We start from the raw sequence: 18,675 nt of genomic DNA, 5'->3' as shown, positions 1-18,675 counted from the left end.
TGTGGTTTAAAGACATCGGCAAGCAGCTCAACATAGCGCTCATTGCGCACCGGCCCTCATCGGGACGGCCACGCAGAACGCGTTGCCGTGCCACGATCAAGGCACGATTGTCCAGTTCAAATCTGGAACCGAGGGTAGGACCGAAGGGTTGCTCGCGGAATACCAGATCGCATTCGCACCGGACTGCTCATTTCGCCAGACGATGTCCGCTTTCGCGTCGCCGTTGAAATCCCCCACGGCCGCAACCAGCCAGCCAGCGGCTGTCACGCTCTGTACCGACTGGAGAGTGGCGTTGTTACCGGATTTCCAGATTGTGTTCGCCCCTGTCGTCTCATTGCGCCAGAGGATGTCGGCACGGCCATCACCGTTGAAATCGCCTACTCCAGCCACCTGCCAACTCAGATTCGTGACACTGGCCACGCTCTGCAGATTGCTGCTGTTCCCCGACTTCCAGATCGTATTCGCTCCGGTCGTGCCGTTGCGCCACAGAATGTCAGCACGTCCGTCACCATTGAAATCTCCAACGCCAACTATTCGCCAACTGAGATTGGTGACGGTGGTAACGGACTGCGGACTCGTTGACTGCGCGGACCGCCATATGACGCTCGCTCCGGTCGCCGGATTGTTCCACAGGATGTCAGCCCTGCCATCGGCGTTGAAATCGGCGGCCATAGCGACCTGCCATTGGGTATTCGTCACGCTGGTGACGGATTGCTGGGTGGTATTGTTTGCGGCCTTCCATATTGTGTTGGTGCCGGTCGTGGTGTTGCGCCACAGGATGTCGTCGCGTCCGTTGCCATCGAAGTCGGCGGCGGCGGCGACGCGCCATTGCAGATTGGTGACGGCAGCGATCCACTGCAGGGTGGCGCTGTTCGCCGACCTCCAGATACTGTCGGCGCCTGTTGCCTGGTTTCGCCAGAGCAGATCGGCGCTTCCGTCACCATTGAAGTCGCCGCTGAGATAGTTGAACGGGCTCATCGTGATGGGAACCACGGCACCGCGGAAACCGGACACAACTGGCATCGTCTGGGCCAAGCTGCGCGCATTGTCGTCGTTCGCTGTCCCACAAGCACGATTTCCGCACGGCACCGTGATGCGCGGGTTGGAAAACACGCGGTAATCTTGTTGGCCCTCGTCCCCGTACGCCATCACGGTGAAAAAGTTTCCTGTTCCGGACTTGTAGCCGAACGAATAGGGGAATGCGCCGTAATCGTCTGGGTCGTCGAGGACGCCGTCGTCGCCCATCGCAGACGCTCGATCGTGAGCTGAACCCATGTTGTGGGCTAGCTCGTGCGCGAACGATTCCGGTCGGCAGTAATAAGTCTGTCCATCCTGCTCGTTGCGATCCTGCCCATCGCTCACGACCGAATAGCCGAAATAGTCCAGTCCTTCCCCAAGTGCAATGCCTGATTTTCCACCCCCGATCAACCATGCGATTCCGCAACCGTCCTGGTCCGGGTCCCGGAACTGACGCAGCAAGACGACCAGGTCGGCGCCATACTGCTCGCGCGCCGCACGCAAGGAGTTGAATGCGGCATTCGGCGCCGTGTATTGCTGGCTGCTGACGTCGTACCCGGTCAGCTGCTCAAGCGTGCTGTCGTTCGTGCTTGAGTCGGTGTAATTGACCTGCATCGCATGCACCAACCTGACCCGAGCATTGACCTGGCTGTTGGCGTAGGCCTCATTGGTGACTGCCACCAGGCTATTGATTAGGGTCTGCGCCGCTGACGCACCCCCGGTCCTCGATGCAATACCACCCGTATAACCTACCAGCACATCGATGGTAGTTGGGGCAGCCGCGGCCGCGGCCGAAGCGACAGATAGCTGTGCACTAGCGGCTTTGACCCGTGCGCTGGAAAGCAGCTGTCTAGGAATAGACAGGTGATCGGGTTTGCTTGGATTGGCGCCTTCGCTGGCGAGACCAACCAGCTTGTCAGGGTCGGTTTCGACTATCCACGCCGCACCGTCGCGCGAGGTCAGGCGGAGCGACCGCTTCCCCGCTTGACCGATAGTTCCAAATACCGCCTTGGAACCAAACGTGAGGATCGTTTGTGCGGCCTTGTCGCCTGCCAGGTGACCAACCCAACTCCAGTCGCCGGAGGAATGCTCCACGTGGTGGTCGTACTTGATATCCAGCACGTCACCCGAAGGTGTAACCATCCGCAAGCTGCGACTGGAAATCGCGCGCAAGGCATGTTCCTCGCTCACCCCCGCCCGATGCCAGGTATAGGCGCCATCCTGCCGCGCGATTGTGCCGGCTGGGTAGGAAATCAATTGCCCGCGATCCGGCAGGCGCGCTAGTTCTCCGTATTGGCCAGCTCGTGTTCCGCGAGGGTCGAACCCGGCAACATGCAGGTCAGTTCCCGTTGCGGCTGCCACGGCTGTGTTCTTGGTCGCCGGGCCCTCGGGGCTTGCTCCCGAGCAAGCAGCCAGTGCCACCAAGGCCAGAAATAGGAGATGTCTCATCGTCTTCGCTGTCCAATCAGTGTCGCGGCTATCCTGCGCTGCCCGCACGCGCAATTCAATTGCCCGGTTGAACGCAGTCAGATCACAGCCGAAGGACCATCCTGAATGGGACACCCGGTTTGCGCCTCCAGATCGCTGCGATCGACTCCGGGCGCCAGTTCCACCAGCCTGAGTCCGTCCTCCGCGACGTCCAGCACCGCGAGGTCGGTGATGATCCGGTCAACGACCCCCAGACCCGTGAGCGGCAACGTGCATTCGCGCAGGATCTTGTGGCTCCCGTCCTTGGCCACGTGCTCCATCAGCACGACCACGCGCTTTACCCCGGCGACCAGATCCATCGCCCCGCCCATGCCCTTGACCATCTTCCCCGGGACCATCCAGTTGGCCAGATCCCCCTTGTCGGTGACCTGCATGGCACCCAGAATGGCCAGGTCGATGTGTCCCCCGCGGATCATGGCGAAGGAGTCATGGCTGCCGAAGTAGCTCGCGCCTGGACGCGCAGTCACGGTCTGCTTGCCGGCGTTGATCAGGTCGGCGTCGACCTCGCCCTCGGTCGGGAACGGGCCGATGCCCAGCAGGCCGTTCTCGGACTGCAGCCACACATCCACCCCCTCCGGGATGAAATTCGCCACCAGGGTCGGCAGGCCGATACCGAGGTTGACGTAGGCGCCGTCGGTCAGTTCCTGCGCGGCGCGCCGGGCCATCTGGTCGCGGGTCCAGGCCATCACTTGTCTCCCTGTCGTAGGGTGCGCTGCTCGATCCGTTTCTCGGGGGTGGGATTCACGACGATGCGATCCACATAGATGCCCGGCAGGTGGATCTGGTCGGGATCGAGCTCGCCCACCTCCACCAGTTGTTCCACTTCCGCGATGCAGACCTTGCCGGCCATGGCGCAGGCCGGATTGAAGTTGCGTGCGGTTTTGCGGAACACGAGGTTCCCGGCCTTGTCGGCCTTCCAGGCCTTGATCAACGACACGTCGGCTTTGAGCGCAGTCTCCAGGACATAGTGCTTGCCATCGAATTCGCGGGTCTCCTTGCCCTCCGCCACCACCGTGCCATAGCCGGTGGCGGTGAAAAAGGCCGGGATACCGGCGCCGCCGGCGCGCAGGCGCTCGGCCAGCGTCCCTTGCGGATTGAACTCCAATTCCAGCTCGCCACCCAGGTATTGGCGCTCGAACTCCTTGTTCTCGCCAACGTAGGAGGAAATCATCTTCCTGATCTGACGTGTTTCCAGTAACTGGCCCAGGCCAAATCCGTCGACTCCGGCATTATTGGAGATCACGGTCAGTTCCCTGGCCCCGGAATCGCGAAGGGCCCCAATCAGAGCTTCGGGTATACCGCACAGGCCGAATCCCCCAACCGCCAGCGTCTGTCCATCGGCCACCAACCCCTGCAGCGCCTGTGCGGCGCTATCGACCTGTTTGCTCTTGTGGCCATCACCGTCGGCCATGGATTCGTCTCCCTGGTGGATTGCGGCAGTTTATCGCGGCATGCGTGCGCGACCCTCGTCCATTGGTACCACGGCGCCAAGGCATGCGGTCGCGTCCTGCAGGCCAGGCCGGTAGAATCGGCGGTCTTCCGCGGCGCCTGCCCTCCCCCGCTGCTGCCCAGTCCCATAGGAACTCCCGCACGATGAAGATCCTCGTCGGCTACAAGCGCGTGGTGGACTACAACGTCCGCATCCAGGTCAAGCCGGACGGCTCCGGCGTGGTCACCGACGGCGTCAAGCTGTCAGCCAACCCCTTCGACGAAATCGCCCTCGAGGAGGCCCTGCGCCTGCGTGACAGGGGCATCGCCACCGAGGTCGTGGTCGTCACCATCGCCCCGGCCGACGCCCAGGCCCACCTGCGCAACGGCCTGGCCATGGGTGCCAACCGCGCCATCCACGTGGTGTCCGACCAGCCGATCCAGCCGCTGACCGCGGCCCGTACCCTGCTCAAGCTGGTCGAGAAGGAGCAGCCGGACCTGGTCATCCTGGGCAAACAGGCCATCGACGACGACGCCAACCAGACCGGGCAAATGCTGGCCACGTTGTGGGGCCGCCCCCAGGCGACGTTCGCCAGCAAGCTGGAGGTAGCAGACGGCAAGGCGACCGTGACCCGCGAGGTGGACGCCGGGCTGGAGACGCTGGAGGTCGACCTGCCGGCGGTGATCACCACCGACCTGCGGCTGAACGAGCCGCGCTTCATCAAGCTGCCGGACATCATGAAGGCCAAGAGCAAGCCGCTCGAAACCCTTGCCTTCGCCGATCTCGGCGTCGATACCGGCGACACGCTCAAGACCACCCATTACGCCCCGCCGCCCAGGCGCAGCAAGGGCGTCATGGTCAAGGACGCGGCCGAGCTGGTCGCCGCACTGAAGTCGAAGGGGTTGCTGTGATGGCCAAGGTTCTCATCGTCGCCGAACACCTGGCCGGCAAGCTCAATCCTTCCACCGCCAAGTGCGTCTCCGCCGCCCAGGCGTTGCAGCCCGAGTCGATCGACATCCTCGTGCTGGCCGCAGATCCGGACGCGGTCGCCGGCGAAGCCGCTCAGATCGGTGGCGTCGCCAGGGTGCTGACCGTGGCCAATGCCGCCAATGCAAATCCGATCGCCCAGGTGCTGGCGCCCCAGGTGGCGGCACTGGCGAACGGCTACAGCCACGTCTTCGGCCCGTCCACCACCTTTGGCAAAGACCTCATGCCTTGCGTCGCCGCCTTGCTCGGCGTGGCCCAGGTATCGGACGTCATGACCGTGGAGGGCAGCCATGCCTTCAAACGACCGATCTACGCCGGCAATGCCATCGTGACGGTCGAGGCGCCCGCCGATCACACGGTCGTCGCCACCGTGCGCACGGCTTCGTGGCCGGAAGCCTCCAAGGGCGGCAACGCCACTGTCGAAGCCGCGTCGGTCGAACCTGCCTTGCCGACTCACACCCGCTTCGTGGGTCTCGCCGCAGGCAAGTCCGACCGCCCCGACCTGCAAAGCGCCAGACGCGTGGTGTCCGGCGGCCGCGGCGTCGGCTCGGCGGAGAATTTCAAGATCATCTACGACTTCGCCGACAAGCTTGGCGCTGCGGTTGGCGCCTCGCGCGCCGCGGTCGATGCCGGTTACGTGCCAAACGAATTGCAGGTGGGCCAGACCGGCAAGATCATCGCTCCGGAACTCTACGTCGCCATCGGCATCAGCGGCGCAATCCAGCATCTGACCGGCATCAAGGACGCCGGCACCATCGTCGCGATCAATAAGGACGCCGAGGCTCCGATCTTTGAGATCGCCGACATCGGCCTTGTCGGTGACCTGTTCAAGCTCTTGCCCGACCTCGAAGCGGCGCTTTGACCGGATTCAATCCTGGTGCTCCAGCAATGCGCGTCGTCCTGTGGGGGACATGTGACCTGAGCAAACCGCGTGTGCGCATTCTGTGTGACGGATTGCGCGCAAACGGGGTCGAACTCATCGAATGCCACGTCGATCTTTGGAGCGGAGTGCGCGATAAGAGCCAAATCACGGGCGCACGGCCTTGGCTACGACTGCTGGCACGAATTCTGTTCGCCTATCCGCGTCTGCTGTGGCGCTATCTACTGCTCCCGGCGCATGATTGGGTGTTGCTGGGTTATCCGGCCGTAAGCGACGTCTTCGCGATCCGCATGTTCGCGTGGCTTCGCGGAGCGCGGGTGGCCATGGACTGGTTCCTTTCCGCCTACGATACCGTCGTACTCGACCGGCGCATGGTCGGTCCTGGCCACCTGCTGGCCCGCTCGTTGCGCACGATCGAGTGGCTGGCGGTGCGCACTGCCGACCGGGCTTTCATGGACACCCGGGCAAACGCTGCGAGGATGGAACAGTTGTTCTCGCTACGGCCGGGGACCTGCGGCTGGGTGTGGGTTGGTGTCGAGGATGACGTATTCCGCACCGATCCCGACCTTGCCGCAGCGCAGCCCGCAGGAACCGCGCCCATCGTGCTGTTCTACGGTCAGTTCATCCCGCTGCATGGCATTCCCGTCATCATCGAGGCCGCCCGGCTCCTGCGCGACGAGCCGATTGACTGGCTTTTGATTGGCACCGGTCAGGAGGCCCCCCGGGTCCGCGCGCTGATCGATCGTGAACCGCTACCGCATTTGCGCTGGATCGAATGGGCCGACTATCCGGAACTGCTCCGGCATATCGCCAAAGCCGACCTGTGCCTGGGTATTTTCGGCACCTCTGACAAAGCCGCCAGCGTGATCCCCAACAAGGTCTTCCAGACCTTGGCGATGTCGAAACCGCTGGTAACGCGGGATTCTGCAGCGATCCGTGAGCTGATCGCGGCACCTTCAGACCTCATCCAGTTGGTGCCGGCCGGGGACGCAGCTGCGCTGGCCGAAGCGGTGATGCACTTTTGTCGGCATCATCGCGCGCACCCGCAAGTACGACTGGCCAAAGACGCGCTTCCGCGTTTCGACCAAGCTGCGATCGGCCGCCAGTTGCTCGCTATTCTGTACCCTGCTTCCGTCGCTACCTAGCCCGGATCGCAGCATCCGTCCCAAGATCCTGGAGCCCGCAGGCATGAAGAACTATGGAAGCATAGGCCCCGCAGCGCCCGACGCCGGCTGGGTGCCTGCACCGCGCTATCTGTTGCGCCGCGCACGCGTGCTCAAGCACATTCGTCGCCTTCCGCCCACGGATGCCCTGGAGATAGGTTGTGGTGCCGGCGCGCTACTGCATGAACTCGATGCGCTCGGGTTCCGTTGCACCGCACTGGAAATGTCTCCGGAAGCGCGCGAACTGGCCAACGCATTGGCACATGGCGCAGGCCGTGACATCCAGATCCTGGAAACGCCCAGTGCCGATTGGGACGAACATTTTCCCCTGCTGATGGCGTTTGAAGTACTGGAGCATATCGAGCACGACCTGGAAGCGTTGCAGACCTGGCGCAAATGGATGCCAAACGGCGGCATCTTGTTGCTTTCCGTGCCTGCGCACATGGCGAAATGGAATCCATCCGACGTGTGGGCGGGACACTTTCGTAGATACGAGCGAGCACCGTTGATCGAACTTCTGAGCAGCGCCGGATTCGAGACCCTGACCGTTGAGTGCTACGGCTTTCCACTCGCCAACATCGCCGAGAAGGTGCGCGCGGCGCAGTACGCGCCCGAGGTCGATCCAGGCATCGATGAGACCCCTGAGGGAAAGCACGCCAACTCGAGCCGGAGCGGCATCGATCGCCGCCATATGATGAAATGGTTTCCGCTGTTCAAAAGCCCCCTCGGGAAGCTGGCCATTCGTGGCGCAGAGTTCGCGCAGCGGCCTTTCCTGTCGGCCGATATCGGCAATGGATACCTCGTGGTCGCCAAAGCCGTATGAAAAAGACAGCGCGGCTATTGGGCCTGCTCGTCGCCATCGCCGCCGGTTATTATTACATTCGGCAGGCCGCCACCACATGGAACGGCGTGGATCTGGAGGTCCTGCTCTCCGCCAAATCCATCGCGCTGACCTTTGCGGCGCTGGTGCTATATCTGGCGCAGATTCCGATCACGGCCATGATCTGGCGCTGGATCCTGGCGGACATGGATGTCCGGATGTCCCCGCGGTCGGCGTACGCGGTGATCGCCTCCACGCAGTTCGCGAAGTATCTGCCCGGCAACGTCGCACAGCACATCGGCCGGGTCGCGGTCGCGCGCAGCTTCGGCGGCGGCGTACCGACACTGACGCTGTCGCTGATCTACGAGAACGTGATCGCGCTGTTGGCCGCAATCCATATCACCATGGTGTTTCTTGCATCGCGGTCCTCGTCCGGTCTGGAGCGATGGCTGCCGATGAGATCGATTTCGCTGGTGGTGATTGCTGCCAGTGCCGCTGCGGTGCTGGCCTTTTTGCTGCTGCCCCGTCTGGCGGAATATTTACAGCGCAAGCGCATGCCCGACGCAGGCGATGGCAATGAATTCAATCTTTCACTCGGGAGGCTGCTGCTAGCGTATGGCGTGTTTATCGCCAGCTTCCTCTCGCTCGGCCTTGCGTTCACACTACTGGTGCACGCTGTCGCACCGGCTAATGGTTTTTCGTTCCTTCCGTTATGCGGCGCATTCGCCGCCGCCTGGGTGGTCGGCTTGCTCGTTCCGGGTGCGCCCGCCGGGCTCGGCGTGCGCGAAGGAATTCTTGTCGTGCTGTTGAGCGGCATCGTCACCGGCGCCGCGGGCGTCACTGTGATCGCACTGCTGCGCGTGGTAACGACACTGGGGGATCTTCTGCATTTCGTGCTGGGAACATGGCTGCTGCGCGGCACCGCAGCCACTCCACCGCAGGCAAGGGAAGCCTGACAAGCATCTCCTTTTCTCGCTCGCTTAGCGCATGCTCTAATGCCAGCTGCGCCTGCCAAACGATGGATCATCGCAGCATGAAGTTGATCATCCAGATTCCCTGCCTCAATGAGTCGGAAACCCTGGCGATCACGCTAGACACCCTTCCGCGAGAAGTCGACGGTTTCAACGCAGTCGAGTGGCTGGTGATCGACGACGGTTCGACTGACAATACCGCACAACTCGCTAAGGAACTCGGTGTCGACCACGTAATCCGGCATCCCGTCAACCGTGGTTTGGCCACCGCCTTCATGTCCGGCCTCGACGCCTGTCTGAGCCTGGGGGCCGATGTCATTGTCAATACCGACGCAGATAACCAGTACGAGTCAGCCGATATCCCCCGTCTTGTGGCGCCGATCATCGAGGGCAAGGCCGACATGGTGATCGGCGCGCGTCCAATCGACGATACCGAGCATTTCTCATGGCTGAAGAAGAAGCTGCAGCGGCTCGGCAGTTGGGCTGTACGCATTGCCAGCAAGACCGACGTCGCCGACGCTCCCAGTGGTTTTCGCGCGATCTCACGGGATGCTGCTCTGCGCATCAATGTGTTCAACGTTTACACGTACACTTTGGAAACCATCATCCAGGCCGGACAGAGCAATCTGCGCGTGGTGTCGGTCCCTGTCCGCACCAACGCTGACCTGCGTCCTTCCCGGCTTGTCAAAAGCATCCCCAGCTATGTCAAGCGCTCCCTGCTGACGATTGTCCGCGTGTTCATCACCTATCGCCCGTTGGCTCTGTTTTTCTATGCCGGAACCATAATTACCCTCACGGGCATAGTGCTGGGTTTGCGCTTTCTCTATTTCTACCTCCACGGCGACGGCGGGGGGCATGTGCAATCCGTGGTCTTCTCCTCTCTGTTCATCATGATCGGCGGGTTGCTCTACATGATGGGTCTCATCGGCGATCTGATCGCGACGAACCGGAAGCTCCTGGAACGGATCATCGTGCACCTCAGAAAACTCAACCCGCCGGAGCGATAGTGATGCTGTCACCCCGATTCACGGCGGTTGCCGCGCTCGTGGCATTCCTTTTCTTCGCCAAGTTCACCGCATACGCGTGGTTTATAACGCCGCTGTGGGATATTCCGGACGAATCCGGCCATTATTCCTACGCGAATGACGTTTCCAGAGGAGAGCTTCCGATCCTCGGTGAGACGCGCGTTGATGAGGAGGTTGCCCACTCCTGGATCAGCCCCGGGGCCCAACCCGGGCGCAACTGGATTGCGCAGCATCCGCCGCTCTTCTATGTATTGGATGCCCCCGCGATCCTCGCCGCAAAAGCCGCCGGTGTCGATTTCGAGGGGCGAGTACGTGCAGCCCGCATTCCATCCGCGCTCTTCGGTGCGCTGACCATACTAGGGCTGATTCTCTTCCTGGCACGCGCAACCGGTCACGCGACGCTGGGCCTGGCTGGAGGCGTCTTGCTTGCCGCGACCCCGATGTTTACGCATCTGAGCACCGGAGTCAGCCATGACACGTTGGTAGCCTGCACCGCGGCCTGGGCAGCCTACTGGTGTGTACGCTGGTTGGAGTCGAGCCGTTTAAGCCACTTGTTGTACGCAAGCTTTCTGGTGGGAGCTTGCACCGTCACAAAGATTACGGCACTCGCGATGGCGGTGCCGTTGTTCTTCGCCATTGCCTGGCGACTATGGCGCTTTTACGCGCCGCAAGGTGGGTTTCTAGCCTGGTTTTCACGCGCAACATTGACCTGGTTGCTCATGTTCGTTCCGATCTGCCTGTGGATCGCGCGCAGCTTATACCTGTTTGGACAACCTTTTCCGGACGCCTCGATACTGACCGATGACGCTAGGGTTGGCATTGGCTATCTCTCATTCATGCTCAACTTCCCTGTTTGGGAGCACACCATCCTCAACTTCATCGCTTTGGTTGGCTGGAACGGCAGCGGCAGTGGAAAGTTGGCTTGGATCCAAGCGAACGGCTGGATGGCGCGTTACTTTCTCGCTCTATTTGGTTCCTCCAGCCTAGCCGTAATCGCAAGGCCATTCCTCTTGCGCTTACATGATGCGGAGTGGCGCCGCGGCCTGACCGCCGCTGGAATGGTCGTAATCGCGCTTGTCTACAGCCTTGTGGCGCTCAAGAATCTGCCTGTGTGGACTTGCCTGATTCTGGTGATCGCGCTGATTTGCACATTCCTGGTCCACGTCCGGGGGTTCGTGCGCGCCGACCGCCACGAATGGCTTATCGCAACGGCTGGCCTATGCGTTCTGGTATTCGCCCTGATCTATTACCAGCATCTGTGGACCGCCTTCACCGGCGGCATGAGAGCCACTCATGGTCGCTACTTCTACCCGGTCGTTCCGTTTCTACTTCTCGTGCTGGCCTACCCATTCCGTGGCAGGATGGCGAGTCATGCGCTTCTTTATGCAGCGATGGGCGGGCTGATTGTCTCCGACATCTTCTTCCTGCACCAAGTGATACCGATGTACGGACTGCTGTCATGAATACACGTCATGCCGCCATTCTGGTCTTTGTCCTGATGGCATGCGTCATCTGGTTACCGTTTGATGCGTATACGGACGTATATGGCACCAAGCGCCACGGCGCCGTTCCTGCTGGAGAGATCGCGGCGGGGTTCCATTTGCTGCAGATAGTCGAACCCGCGGCTATCAGGATCGCGCAACCGCCGGCGCCTGCACCTTACTGCTTTGCCATTCAGTTCGCCACATATGCGCGCTCAAATGCCGGGAAGTTGCAAGTCGGATGGACGCAAGCCGGGCATCAACTGACTTGGACGATCAAAGCTTCCGACCTTGCTGATAACACTTATCGGCATTTTTGCCCGAATGTTGATTTTCGGATATACGAACCGTACGTGATTTCCATTGCTGGCATAGACGGAAAACCGGGGAACTCGCCAACGGTGTGGCTGGTTGGCGATACGCGGCTCGGGACTGCGCAGCTTCCTGATGCTTCATTGAAGACCAAAGGGCTTGCGCTGAGCGTCGCCTCGCTCACACGTGTCGATACCGCATCGGCACTTCGAGTTGGCCATGGCGCCTTTCTGCTGGGCTGGGTCTGCACACTAGCCGCAGGCATCCTTGCCCTGCTGACGGCAATTCCGCGAGGGCGATGATCCGAATGCGTTCTCAGCAGTGACGAGGTGATTGAGCGAAATCGCAGTAACGGCTCTCCAGCGAGAGATTTGGGTTGTAAGCGGGATCCCTGAGCAGATCATCTCCCCAACGCTGCTGCATCGTTTGGATCTCACGGCTGAACCTGCGCTTCTTTTCATCGGTATCCTCCGCCCCCCTTGACGCAGATTCGTGATGATAAAGCTCCGCAAACGGCGTCCATATGTTCGCGTAACCGCGCCTCCGAATCCTTAGGCAGAAGTCAATATCGTTGAACGCCACCGCCAGAGATTCGTCGAGTCCACCTACCTGCTCAAACACCGCCCGCCTTACCACAAGGCATGCGCCGGTGACTGCGGACAGCCGTTGCGCAACGCGAACCCGTCCTCCATGGCCGGGATAATCGCGCGGACAACCCGCGTACACGTGAGCGGCCACACCGTGTATGCCGAGGATCACCCCGGCATGCTGGATGGTGTCGTTGGGGTAGTACAACATCGCCCCGACAGCGCCCACCTCATCGCGCACGGCATGGGCCACCATCTCCTCCAGCCATCCTGGCGAGATCACCTCGACGTCGTTGTTGAGCAAGCCGATTATCTCGCCGTCGCATTCGCGCACTGCCCAGTTGTTGATCTCCGAGTAGTTGAACGGTTTGTCATACCGCAGAACTCGTACCTTTTCATGGTGCGACAATGTCTGCAGGTAAGCTATGGCCTCGGGGTCGTCGGACTGGTTGTCCACGATGACAAGTTCGAACTTCGGATATCGTGTCGTTTCCAATACGCTTTCAACGCAGTTTCGCAGCAACTCCACGCGATTGCGGGTGGGGATGATCAAACTGACCTTCGGTATCGGATCGGGAAGTGGCCAGATGACGCGATAGTGGCCGTGAGACAGCGCCTCGACACGGGCCCCAGTGCCCAGTCGATCAAGTTGCGCGGCAACCGCTCTTAGGCCAGCCTCGGCCGCATAATCCTTGGCGTCCCGGCTATGCGCGGTCGAACCGGGAATAGCCCGCCAGTGGTAAAGAACTCGGGGAATGTGCCGGATTTGCAGTGGTCGCAGCCGCTCGCTGCATCGTAGGACGAGGTCATGGTCCTGACTGCCCTCATATCCGCGCCGGAACCCGCCGACCACGCGCACCAGGTCGGTGCGCAGCACAGTGAGGTGACACAGATAGTTCTGGCTACGGAGTAGATCCGGATCCCAGTCCGGCTTGAAATAAGGATCAAAGCGCCGTCCTTCGGCGTCAATTTTGTCTTCGTCCGAATAGACCAACGCAACGTCGGGGTCGGCCGTGAGCACTTGGGCCACTTCCAGCAACGCGTGCGGCCGGAGCTCATCGTCATGGTCGAGTAGCGCGACATAGCTGCCGCGCGCCATCGCCAAAGCGGTGTTGGACGCTTCTGAAATATGTCCGTTGACCGACCGTCGCTCGACCTGGATACGCGGGTCCGCGTCCGAGTATTCGCGCGCGACTGCCATGACCCTAGGGTCGGGAGAGGCGTCGTCGGCGATACATAGCTGCCAATGCGGATAGGCTTGGCTGAGGACGCTCTCGATACAGCGTCGCAACCATGGTTCCGGCGTCTGGTAGACCGGCAACAGGATCGAAATGAGGGGTGCCGACGCACCCAGCTCCGCAGCCTGTTCCCTCAGGTGTTCCAAACGTTCGGTGGTGAGCGTGTCGTGGCGCGCGACCCACGACTCGTATTCGCTCGAGACTCCTGGCAACACTCGTTGCTTGTAGTCCCCGAACGAGCGGTCAGTTGCCCGCGACAGACCATGGCCAATCACGTCCCGGACAAAGTGGATGCCACGCGCCAATGCCACGGCTAGATTCTCACCCGGCTGCGCTGCAAGCATCGACATCAGCGCACGCAGCCGAGACACCCGGCGTAGCGTGAAGTCCTGCATGCGGAACCGGGCCGGTCCAGGGCCAGGTCCGAACTGCAAGCTGGTAGTTTCGTACTTGAGCAGCACCAGCGAACGCAACCGACCTTCGTCGTCTGGGTCAGGCAGCGTGATTCCGCCCTCGGGTGCCGCTTCGTAAGCCGGATACAGGCAGGGTCGCGCCATGGCCCCGTCGAGGACCTGCAGTCGGCCATCCAGCCAGTACCACCCTCCCGGAAGCCTGCCGACAGGAAGCCGGAAACAAGGGCGTTCGCCGGAGGAATGCCATCCCGGCGCACCGTCGGCCGCAGCCGGCCGTAGACTGGCATCGGGGATGGGCCGTAACCAGCGCGGTCCAGCCGCGCCACCGGTTATGTACCAATCAGGCATGACAGTGTCGATCGTGCTTGGCTTCTCGGACAACGCCTCCTCCTGTGCGAATTGAAAATGTCGGGGCGCGGGGAATGGAAACCCAGCGGCATGGCAGGCAACCAGGACCGGGACGAACCGGGTACGAACCGCGGCCCCGCCATGCGGATCCGGGGGCACAAAGATGAAGCCGCCGAGCCATGCAAAGAATACCGGATGGCACTGAACGAAGCGGCGGCGGCGCTCGTAGGAAAAGCCAAATTGGGCGGCACTTCCGGCTAGAATCAGCGGTCCCGACCTGATCGCTATCCTGAATGTCCGGTTCGCTACCGCTCTCCCACCTGGACCGCCTCGAAGCCGAAAGCATCCATATCCTGCGAGAAGTCGCAGCCGAGTTCCGCAACCCGGTCATGCTGTATTCGATCGGCAAGGACAGCTCGGTTCTGCTGCATCTGCTGGTCAAGGCCTTTTTCCCAGCCCGCCCGCCGATCCCCCTCCTGCACGTGGACACCGGGTGGAAATTCCGGGAAATGATCAGCTTCCGCGACCGTCGCGCCGTGGAAACGGGGATCGAACTGCGCACCCACACCAATCCGGAAGGTGTGGCGCAGGGGATTGGCCCGATCAGTCACGGCGCAACGGTGCACACCGACGTCATGAAGACCCAGGCGCTCAAGCAGGCTCTCGAACTGCAGGCCTACGACGCAGCGATCGGCGGTGCACGCCGCGACGAGGAAAAATCGCGCGCCAAGGAACGCATTTTTTCGTTCCGGAGCACCCAGCACCGTTGGGACCCAAAGAACCAGCGCCCTGAGCTGTGGAACCTGTACAACACCCGCATCCACAAGGGCGAGTCAGTACGCGTGTTCCCGATTTCCAACTGGACCGAACTGGATGTCTGGCTTTACATCTACCGTGAAAAGATTCCGGTGCCGTCGCTTTACTTCGCCGCTGAGCGCCCGGTGGTGGAGCGCGACGGCTCACTGATCATGGTCGATGACGAACGCCTGCCGCTCCGCCCGGGCGAGACGCCGGCGGTGAAGAAAGTGCGCTTTCGCACTCTGGGTTGCTATCCGCTCACGGGAGCGATCGAGTCGGATGCCGATACGTTGGAAAAAATCATTGCTGAGATGCTGGTAGCCACTACATCAGAACGGCAGGGACGCGTAATCGACCACGATCCCTCCGCGTCGATGGAGAAAAAAAAGCAGGAGGGGTACTTCTGATGGATGTCCCGCAGAACCCCCAGGCACAGGTCGCGGGTTACCTGCAGCAGCACGAGACCAAGAGCCTCCTGCGCTTCATTACCTGCGGCAGCGTCGACGACGGCAAGAGCACCTTGATAGGACGTCTGCTGCACGATACGAAGTTGCTTCTGGACGACCAGGTTGCGGCGCTTGAGTCCGATAGCCGCCGGCACGGTACCCAGAACGGCGAGATTGACTTCGCGCTGCTGGTGGACGGCCTCGCCGCCGAACGCGAGCAAGGGATTACCATCGACGTCGCCTACCGTTTTTTCGGTACCGACAGGCGAAAGTTCATTGTCGCTGATTGTCCCGGCCACGAGCAGTACACGCGCAACATGGCGACCGGCGCTTCCACTGCTGACGTCGCCATTGTCCTGGTCGATGCACGCAAAGGGCTGCTCACCCAGACCCGCCGCCACAGCTACATCGTCTCGCTGTTCGGCATTCGCCATGTACTGCTGGCGGTAAATAAAATGGATCTGGTCGACTACGACCAAGGCGTATTCGACGCGATCGTCGCCGGCTACGGGAGATTGGCCGACCAGCTCGGTATACCGAACGTCGCCTGCATCCCCATATCGGCGCTCAACGGCGACAACATGCTGGCCCCTTCGCCAGCCATGCCCTGGTATACGGGCGACGCCCTGCTCGAGTACCTGGAGACCGTTCAGGTGGAACCTGCCGGCAATGACTTGGGCTTCCGGATGCCGGTACAGTGGGTTTGCCGCCCCGATCAGAATTTCCGCGGTTTTGCGGGCCAGGTTGTTTCCGGCGAAATTTCGCCGGGCACGGAAATTATGGTCCTGCCTTCCGGGCGGCGTTCAACCGTGGCGCGGATCGTCACCTCAAGCGGCGACCTCGAGCGCGCCGGCGCGGGCCACGCGGTCACCCTCACCTTGGCCGATGAAGTCGACGCCAGCCGTGGCGACGTGATTGCACTCGCCTCCAGCCCTCCGGAGGTAGCCGATCAGTTCGCGGTACATCTGCTATGGCTGGACGAACAGCCTCTGCTCCCAGGGCGCCCATACTGGCTGAAGCTTGGCGCCCGGACCGTCGGCGCCCAAGTCACGGAGATCAAGCACAAGATCGACGTCAATACCCAGGATCAACTGGCTGCCAAGCACCTGGATCTGAACGAGGTGGCGTACTGCAACCTCTACCTCGACCAGCCGATTGCGTTTGAAGCGTATGCCGACAACCACGAACTCGGCGCGTTCGTCCTGATTGATCGCCAGACTAACGCCACCGTCGCGGCAGGCACCCTGGACTTTGCGCTGCGTCGTGCTGGCAACATCCACTGGCAGCATCTCGAAGTCGACAAGTCAGCTCGCGCCCGGGTCAAACACCAGACGCCCCGTTGCCTTTGGTTCACTGGGCTTTCGGGTTCCGGAAAATCGACCATAGCCAACCTAGTCGAGAAGCGACTGCTGGCGATGGGGCAGCATACCTACATCCTCGACGGTGATAACGTCCGCCACGGACTGAACAAGGATCTTGGCTTCACCAATGAGGACAGGGTGGAGAATATTCGTCGTGTCGCCGAAGTCGCGAAACTGATGGTCGACGCCGGCCTCATTGTGTTGGTCAGCTTCATTTCGCCATTCCGGGCAGAACGAAGGATGGCGCGGGAAATGTTCGAAGAGGGTGAGTTTCTCGAGGTGTTCGTCGATACCCCCCTGGAAGTGGCCGAGCAGCGCGACATCAAGGGCCTGTATGCGAAAGCCCGCGCTGGCCACATCAAGAACTTCACCGGGATCGACTCCCCTTACGAACGTCCCGAGCATGCCGAATTCGTACTTGCGACAACAACGAGCTCACCCGACGAATTAGCCCAGAGCATCGTCGACCGTCTCACCTGACACGCATCCATGCAGTCCGCAGAAGATCCAACCTCACCTCGAAGGGACCCATGAAGAAATACGCCACCGTTGCACTGTCGTCTTTGCTCGCACTGGCTGCATGTCAGCCTGCGAGTAACCCGAGTGCGCCCGACGCATCTCCGTCTTCCCCCGCAACCGCTTCCGGAACTGCTTTACCTGAAGCGTTGCCTCAGGGGTTCCAGCTCGCCTTTCCCTACCACTACACCAAGAAGGAGGTGGTGCGTGGGCGCAAGCAGCGACAGAGGATCACGGTCGAATTTCTGGAAGGCGACGCCGCGTCGATCGCGGGCAGCTTGACGCAAAGCGCCATCGCCGTGGGCTTCTCCAAAGGCATGTGGGGCGTGCAGAAGGACGGGAGCATCCATTTCGTTGCGGACAAGCCAGGGTTCGGACAGCTACGCGCGCAAATCCGATCTGGCGGTGACGAGAAAATGCAGAACCCCTCTGCAAAGGGATCCGTAACGATGGGATGGCCGCTGCGCGCTCTTCCGACTTCGGGCGCTCGAACTGTACCCACCACTCCGGGTCAGTGACCTTGAGCGCCCTCCCTTGGGGCGCTCTTTCAATCGCGCTCCATCAATACGTAGAACTCGTTGCCGCCCCGCTCTACCCCCTGCAGGAGTTCGACCCTCCATGGAACGTATCGCGAGCGATGGAGCTCACCGAATATTTGCATGAACGAGTCGGCTGTGTAGTAGGTGCAGTGCACATCGGTGTAACCCGATTCAACTTCTGCACGCGCGTTTTCCAGAATTTGCCGGTAAGTGGGCCGCTCATCGCCTGGCCGCGCCGGGACGGCTCCGTCCCAAAGCGCTAGAGGATCAACTCGTGTATGCAGATAACGCATACGCGCAACGTCATAAGAATCTGGTTGAACCTTACCTTCTTCGTGCGCCCTGACGAGGCACCCGACATCGGTAGGCTGCTTGAAGTAATCAAACGTAAAGCGCTGGTCTGGAACTGCCATAAAGATCGAAGCGTCGTCAGAACAGAACGATGCCATGTCGACGAGCCAGCCGATAGGGTCGCCTACATGCTCGATTACGTGGTTTGCGACCACCAAACCGATGCGTTCCAGAATGAAACGTGACAAGCGCGGGCCGTTGACGACGTAATCCACCTCTACAATGCGGGAGAGATCGCGCCGTGGATTGTCGGCGTACTTTTGGCGAAGTTCGTCGGAAGAGAAGTAATCAGCGTAACGCACCTGAAAACCGTCGGTGACGCGCAAAGTTGGATTGTCAAAGGCGCCGATTTCCAGCGCGATATCGGGTTTGACGATGCTTGCGCCGGTGAGCACTTGGCGACGGCGCCAAGACAAGCGGGAATCACCTTGGTCCCTAACCAAGGCGAGTCTGTCGACTTCCATTGCTGCACTCATACGTGGGCATCCTGAGCTTGTGTGCGCAC

Annotated in this window: 17 protein-coding genes; 12 read left to right on the top strand and 5 right to left on the bottom strand. The window is 61.2% G+C overall.

Annotated elements, in window-relative coordinates; all coding sequences use genetic code 11:
• Positions 1–96: 96 nt before the first annotated feature.
• From MC375_RS07785 to MC375_RS07775, 3 genes are all read right to left on the bottom strand, one after another.
• On the bottom strand, positions 97–2,379 hold the full coding sequence (locus MC375_RS07785; RefSeq protein ID WP_242102713.1) for an FG-GAP-like repeat-containing protein: 2,283 nt from the start codon (positions 2,377–2,379) through the stop codon (positions 97–99).
• Positions 2,380–2,543: 164 nt separating this feature from the next.
• The gene (locus MC375_RS07780; protein WP_242102712.1) at positions 2,544–3,191 is read right to left on the bottom strand and encodes a CoA transferase subunit B; all 648 of its coding nucleotides are present in this window, start codon (positions 3,189–3,191) and stop codon (positions 2,544–2,546) included.
• On the bottom strand, positions 3,191–3,916 hold the full coding sequence (locus MC375_RS07775) for a CoA transferase subunit A (protein WP_242102711.1): 726 nt from the start codon (positions 3,914–3,916) through the stop codon (positions 3,191–3,193). The genes MC375_RS07780 and MC375_RS07775 overlap by 1 nt, the downstream gene beginning before the upstream one ends.
• 182 nt (positions 3,917–4,098) lie before the next feature.
• Between MC375_RS07775 and MC375_RS07770 the strand changes: the two genes are divergently transcribed.
• The 8 genes from MC375_RS07770 (at position 4,099) to MC375_RS07735 (ending at position 11,875) form a co-directional block, all read left to right on the top strand.
• Positions 4,099–4,845 (top strand): electron transfer flavoprotein subunit beta/FixA family protein, encoded by a 747-nt coding sequence (locus MC375_RS07770; protein ID WP_242102710.1) that lies wholly within the window; start codon positions 4,099–4,101, stop codon positions 4,843–4,845.
• Positions 4,845–5,783 (top strand): electron transfer flavoprotein subunit alpha/FixB family protein, encoded by a 939-nt coding sequence (locus MC375_RS07765; RefSeq protein WP_242102709.1) that lies wholly within the window; start codon positions 4,845–4,847, stop codon positions 5,781–5,783. The genes MC375_RS07770 and MC375_RS07765 overlap by 1 nt, the downstream gene beginning before the upstream one ends.
• 26 nt (positions 5,784–5,809) lie before the next feature.
• Entirely contained in the window at positions 5,810–6,946 is a 1,137-nt protein-coding gene (locus MC375_RS07760; protein ID WP_242102708.1) for a glycosyltransferase, read from the top strand.
• A 43-nt stretch (positions 6,947–6,989) separates the two neighbouring features.
• Complete coding sequence (locus MC375_RS07755; RefSeq protein ID WP_242102707.1) at positions 6,990–7,787, top strand: class I SAM-dependent methyltransferase; 798 nt, start codon at positions 6,990–6,992, stop codon at positions 7,785–7,787.
• A gap of 17 nt (positions 7,788–7,804) precedes the next feature.
• Complete coding sequence (locus tag MC375_RS07750) at positions 7,805–8,740, top strand: lysylphosphatidylglycerol synthase domain-containing protein (protein ID WP_242102706.1); 936 nt, start codon at positions 7,805–7,807, stop codon at positions 8,738–8,740.
• A 77-nt stretch (positions 8,741–8,817) separates the two neighbouring features.
• Positions 8,818–9,762, top strand: coding sequence for a glycosyltransferase family 2 protein (locus tag MC375_RS07745; RefSeq protein ID WP_242102705.1), 945 nt, complete (start codon positions 8,818–8,820; stop codon positions 9,760–9,762).
• A gap of 2 nt (positions 9,763–9,764) precedes the next feature.
• Entirely contained in the window at positions 9,765–11,243 is a 1,479-nt protein-coding gene (locus tag MC375_RS07740) for a glycosyltransferase family 39 protein (RefSeq protein ID WP_242102981.1), read from the top strand.
• Entirely contained in the window at positions 11,240–11,875 is a 636-nt protein-coding gene (locus tag MC375_RS07735) for a hypothetical protein (RefSeq protein WP_242102704.1), read from the top strand. The genes MC375_RS07740 and MC375_RS07735 overlap by 4 nt, the downstream gene beginning before the upstream one ends.
• 13 nt (positions 11,876–11,888) lie before the next feature.
• Here MC375_RS07735 and MC375_RS07730 read toward each other — a convergent pair whose 3' ends face one another.
• Complete coding sequence (locus MC375_RS07730; protein WP_242102703.1) at positions 11,889–14,192, bottom strand: glycosyltransferase family 2 protein; 2,304 nt, start codon at positions 14,190–14,192, stop codon at positions 11,889–11,891.
• A gap of 57 nt (positions 14,193–14,249) precedes the next feature.
• Here MC375_RS07730 and MC375_RS07725 point away from each other — a divergent pair, with 57 nt between their 5' ends.
• Genes MC375_RS07725 through MC375_RS07710 form a run of 4 tightly spaced genes read left to right on the top strand, consistent with a single transcriptional unit; the run spans position 14,250 to position 17,798 of the window.
• The gene (locus MC375_RS07725) at positions 14,250–14,420 is read left to right on the top strand and encodes a hypothetical protein (protein WP_242102702.1); all 171 of its coding nucleotides are present in this window, start codon (positions 14,250–14,252) and stop codon (positions 14,418–14,420) included.
• 32 nt (positions 14,421–14,452) lie between these two features.
• Positions 14,453–15,364 (top strand): sulfate adenylyltransferase subunit CysD, encoded by a 912-nt coding sequence (gene cysD / locus MC375_RS07720; RefSeq protein WP_242102701.1) that lies wholly within the window; start codon positions 14,453–14,455, stop codon positions 15,362–15,364.
• Entirely contained in the window at positions 15,364–17,244 is a 1,881-nt protein-coding gene (gene cysN, locus MC375_RS07715) for a sulfate adenylyltransferase subunit CysN (RefSeq protein WP_242102700.1), read from the top strand. Before cysD ends, cysN begins: the two co-directional genes overlap by 1 nt.
• A gap of 50 nt (positions 17,245–17,294) precedes the next feature.
• Positions 17,295–17,798 carry a hypothetical protein gene (locus tag MC375_RS07710; RefSeq protein WP_242102699.1) on the top strand — a complete coding sequence of 168 codons (504 nt, stop codon included), beginning with the start codon at positions 17,295–17,297 and terminating at the stop codon, positions 17,796–17,798.
• 29 nt (positions 17,799–17,827) lie between these two features.
• Here the strand turns inward: MC375_RS07710 and MC375_RS07705 are convergent, their stop codons facing one another.
• Positions 17,828–18,646, bottom strand: a complete 819-nt coding sequence (locus tag MC375_RS07705) for a class I SAM-dependent methyltransferase (RefSeq protein ID WP_242102698.1) — start codon at positions 18,644–18,646, stop codon at positions 17,828–17,830.
• Between the last annotated feature and the right edge of the window lie 29 nt (positions 18,647–18,675).

The sequence above is a fragment of the Lysobacter sp. M2-1 genome (assembly GCF_022662495.1).
Lineage (GTDB): Bacteria > Pseudomonadota > Gammaproteobacteria > Xanthomonadales > Xanthomonadaceae > JAKPBU01.
This window is presented reverse-complemented; position numbering and strand designations above follow the sequence as displayed.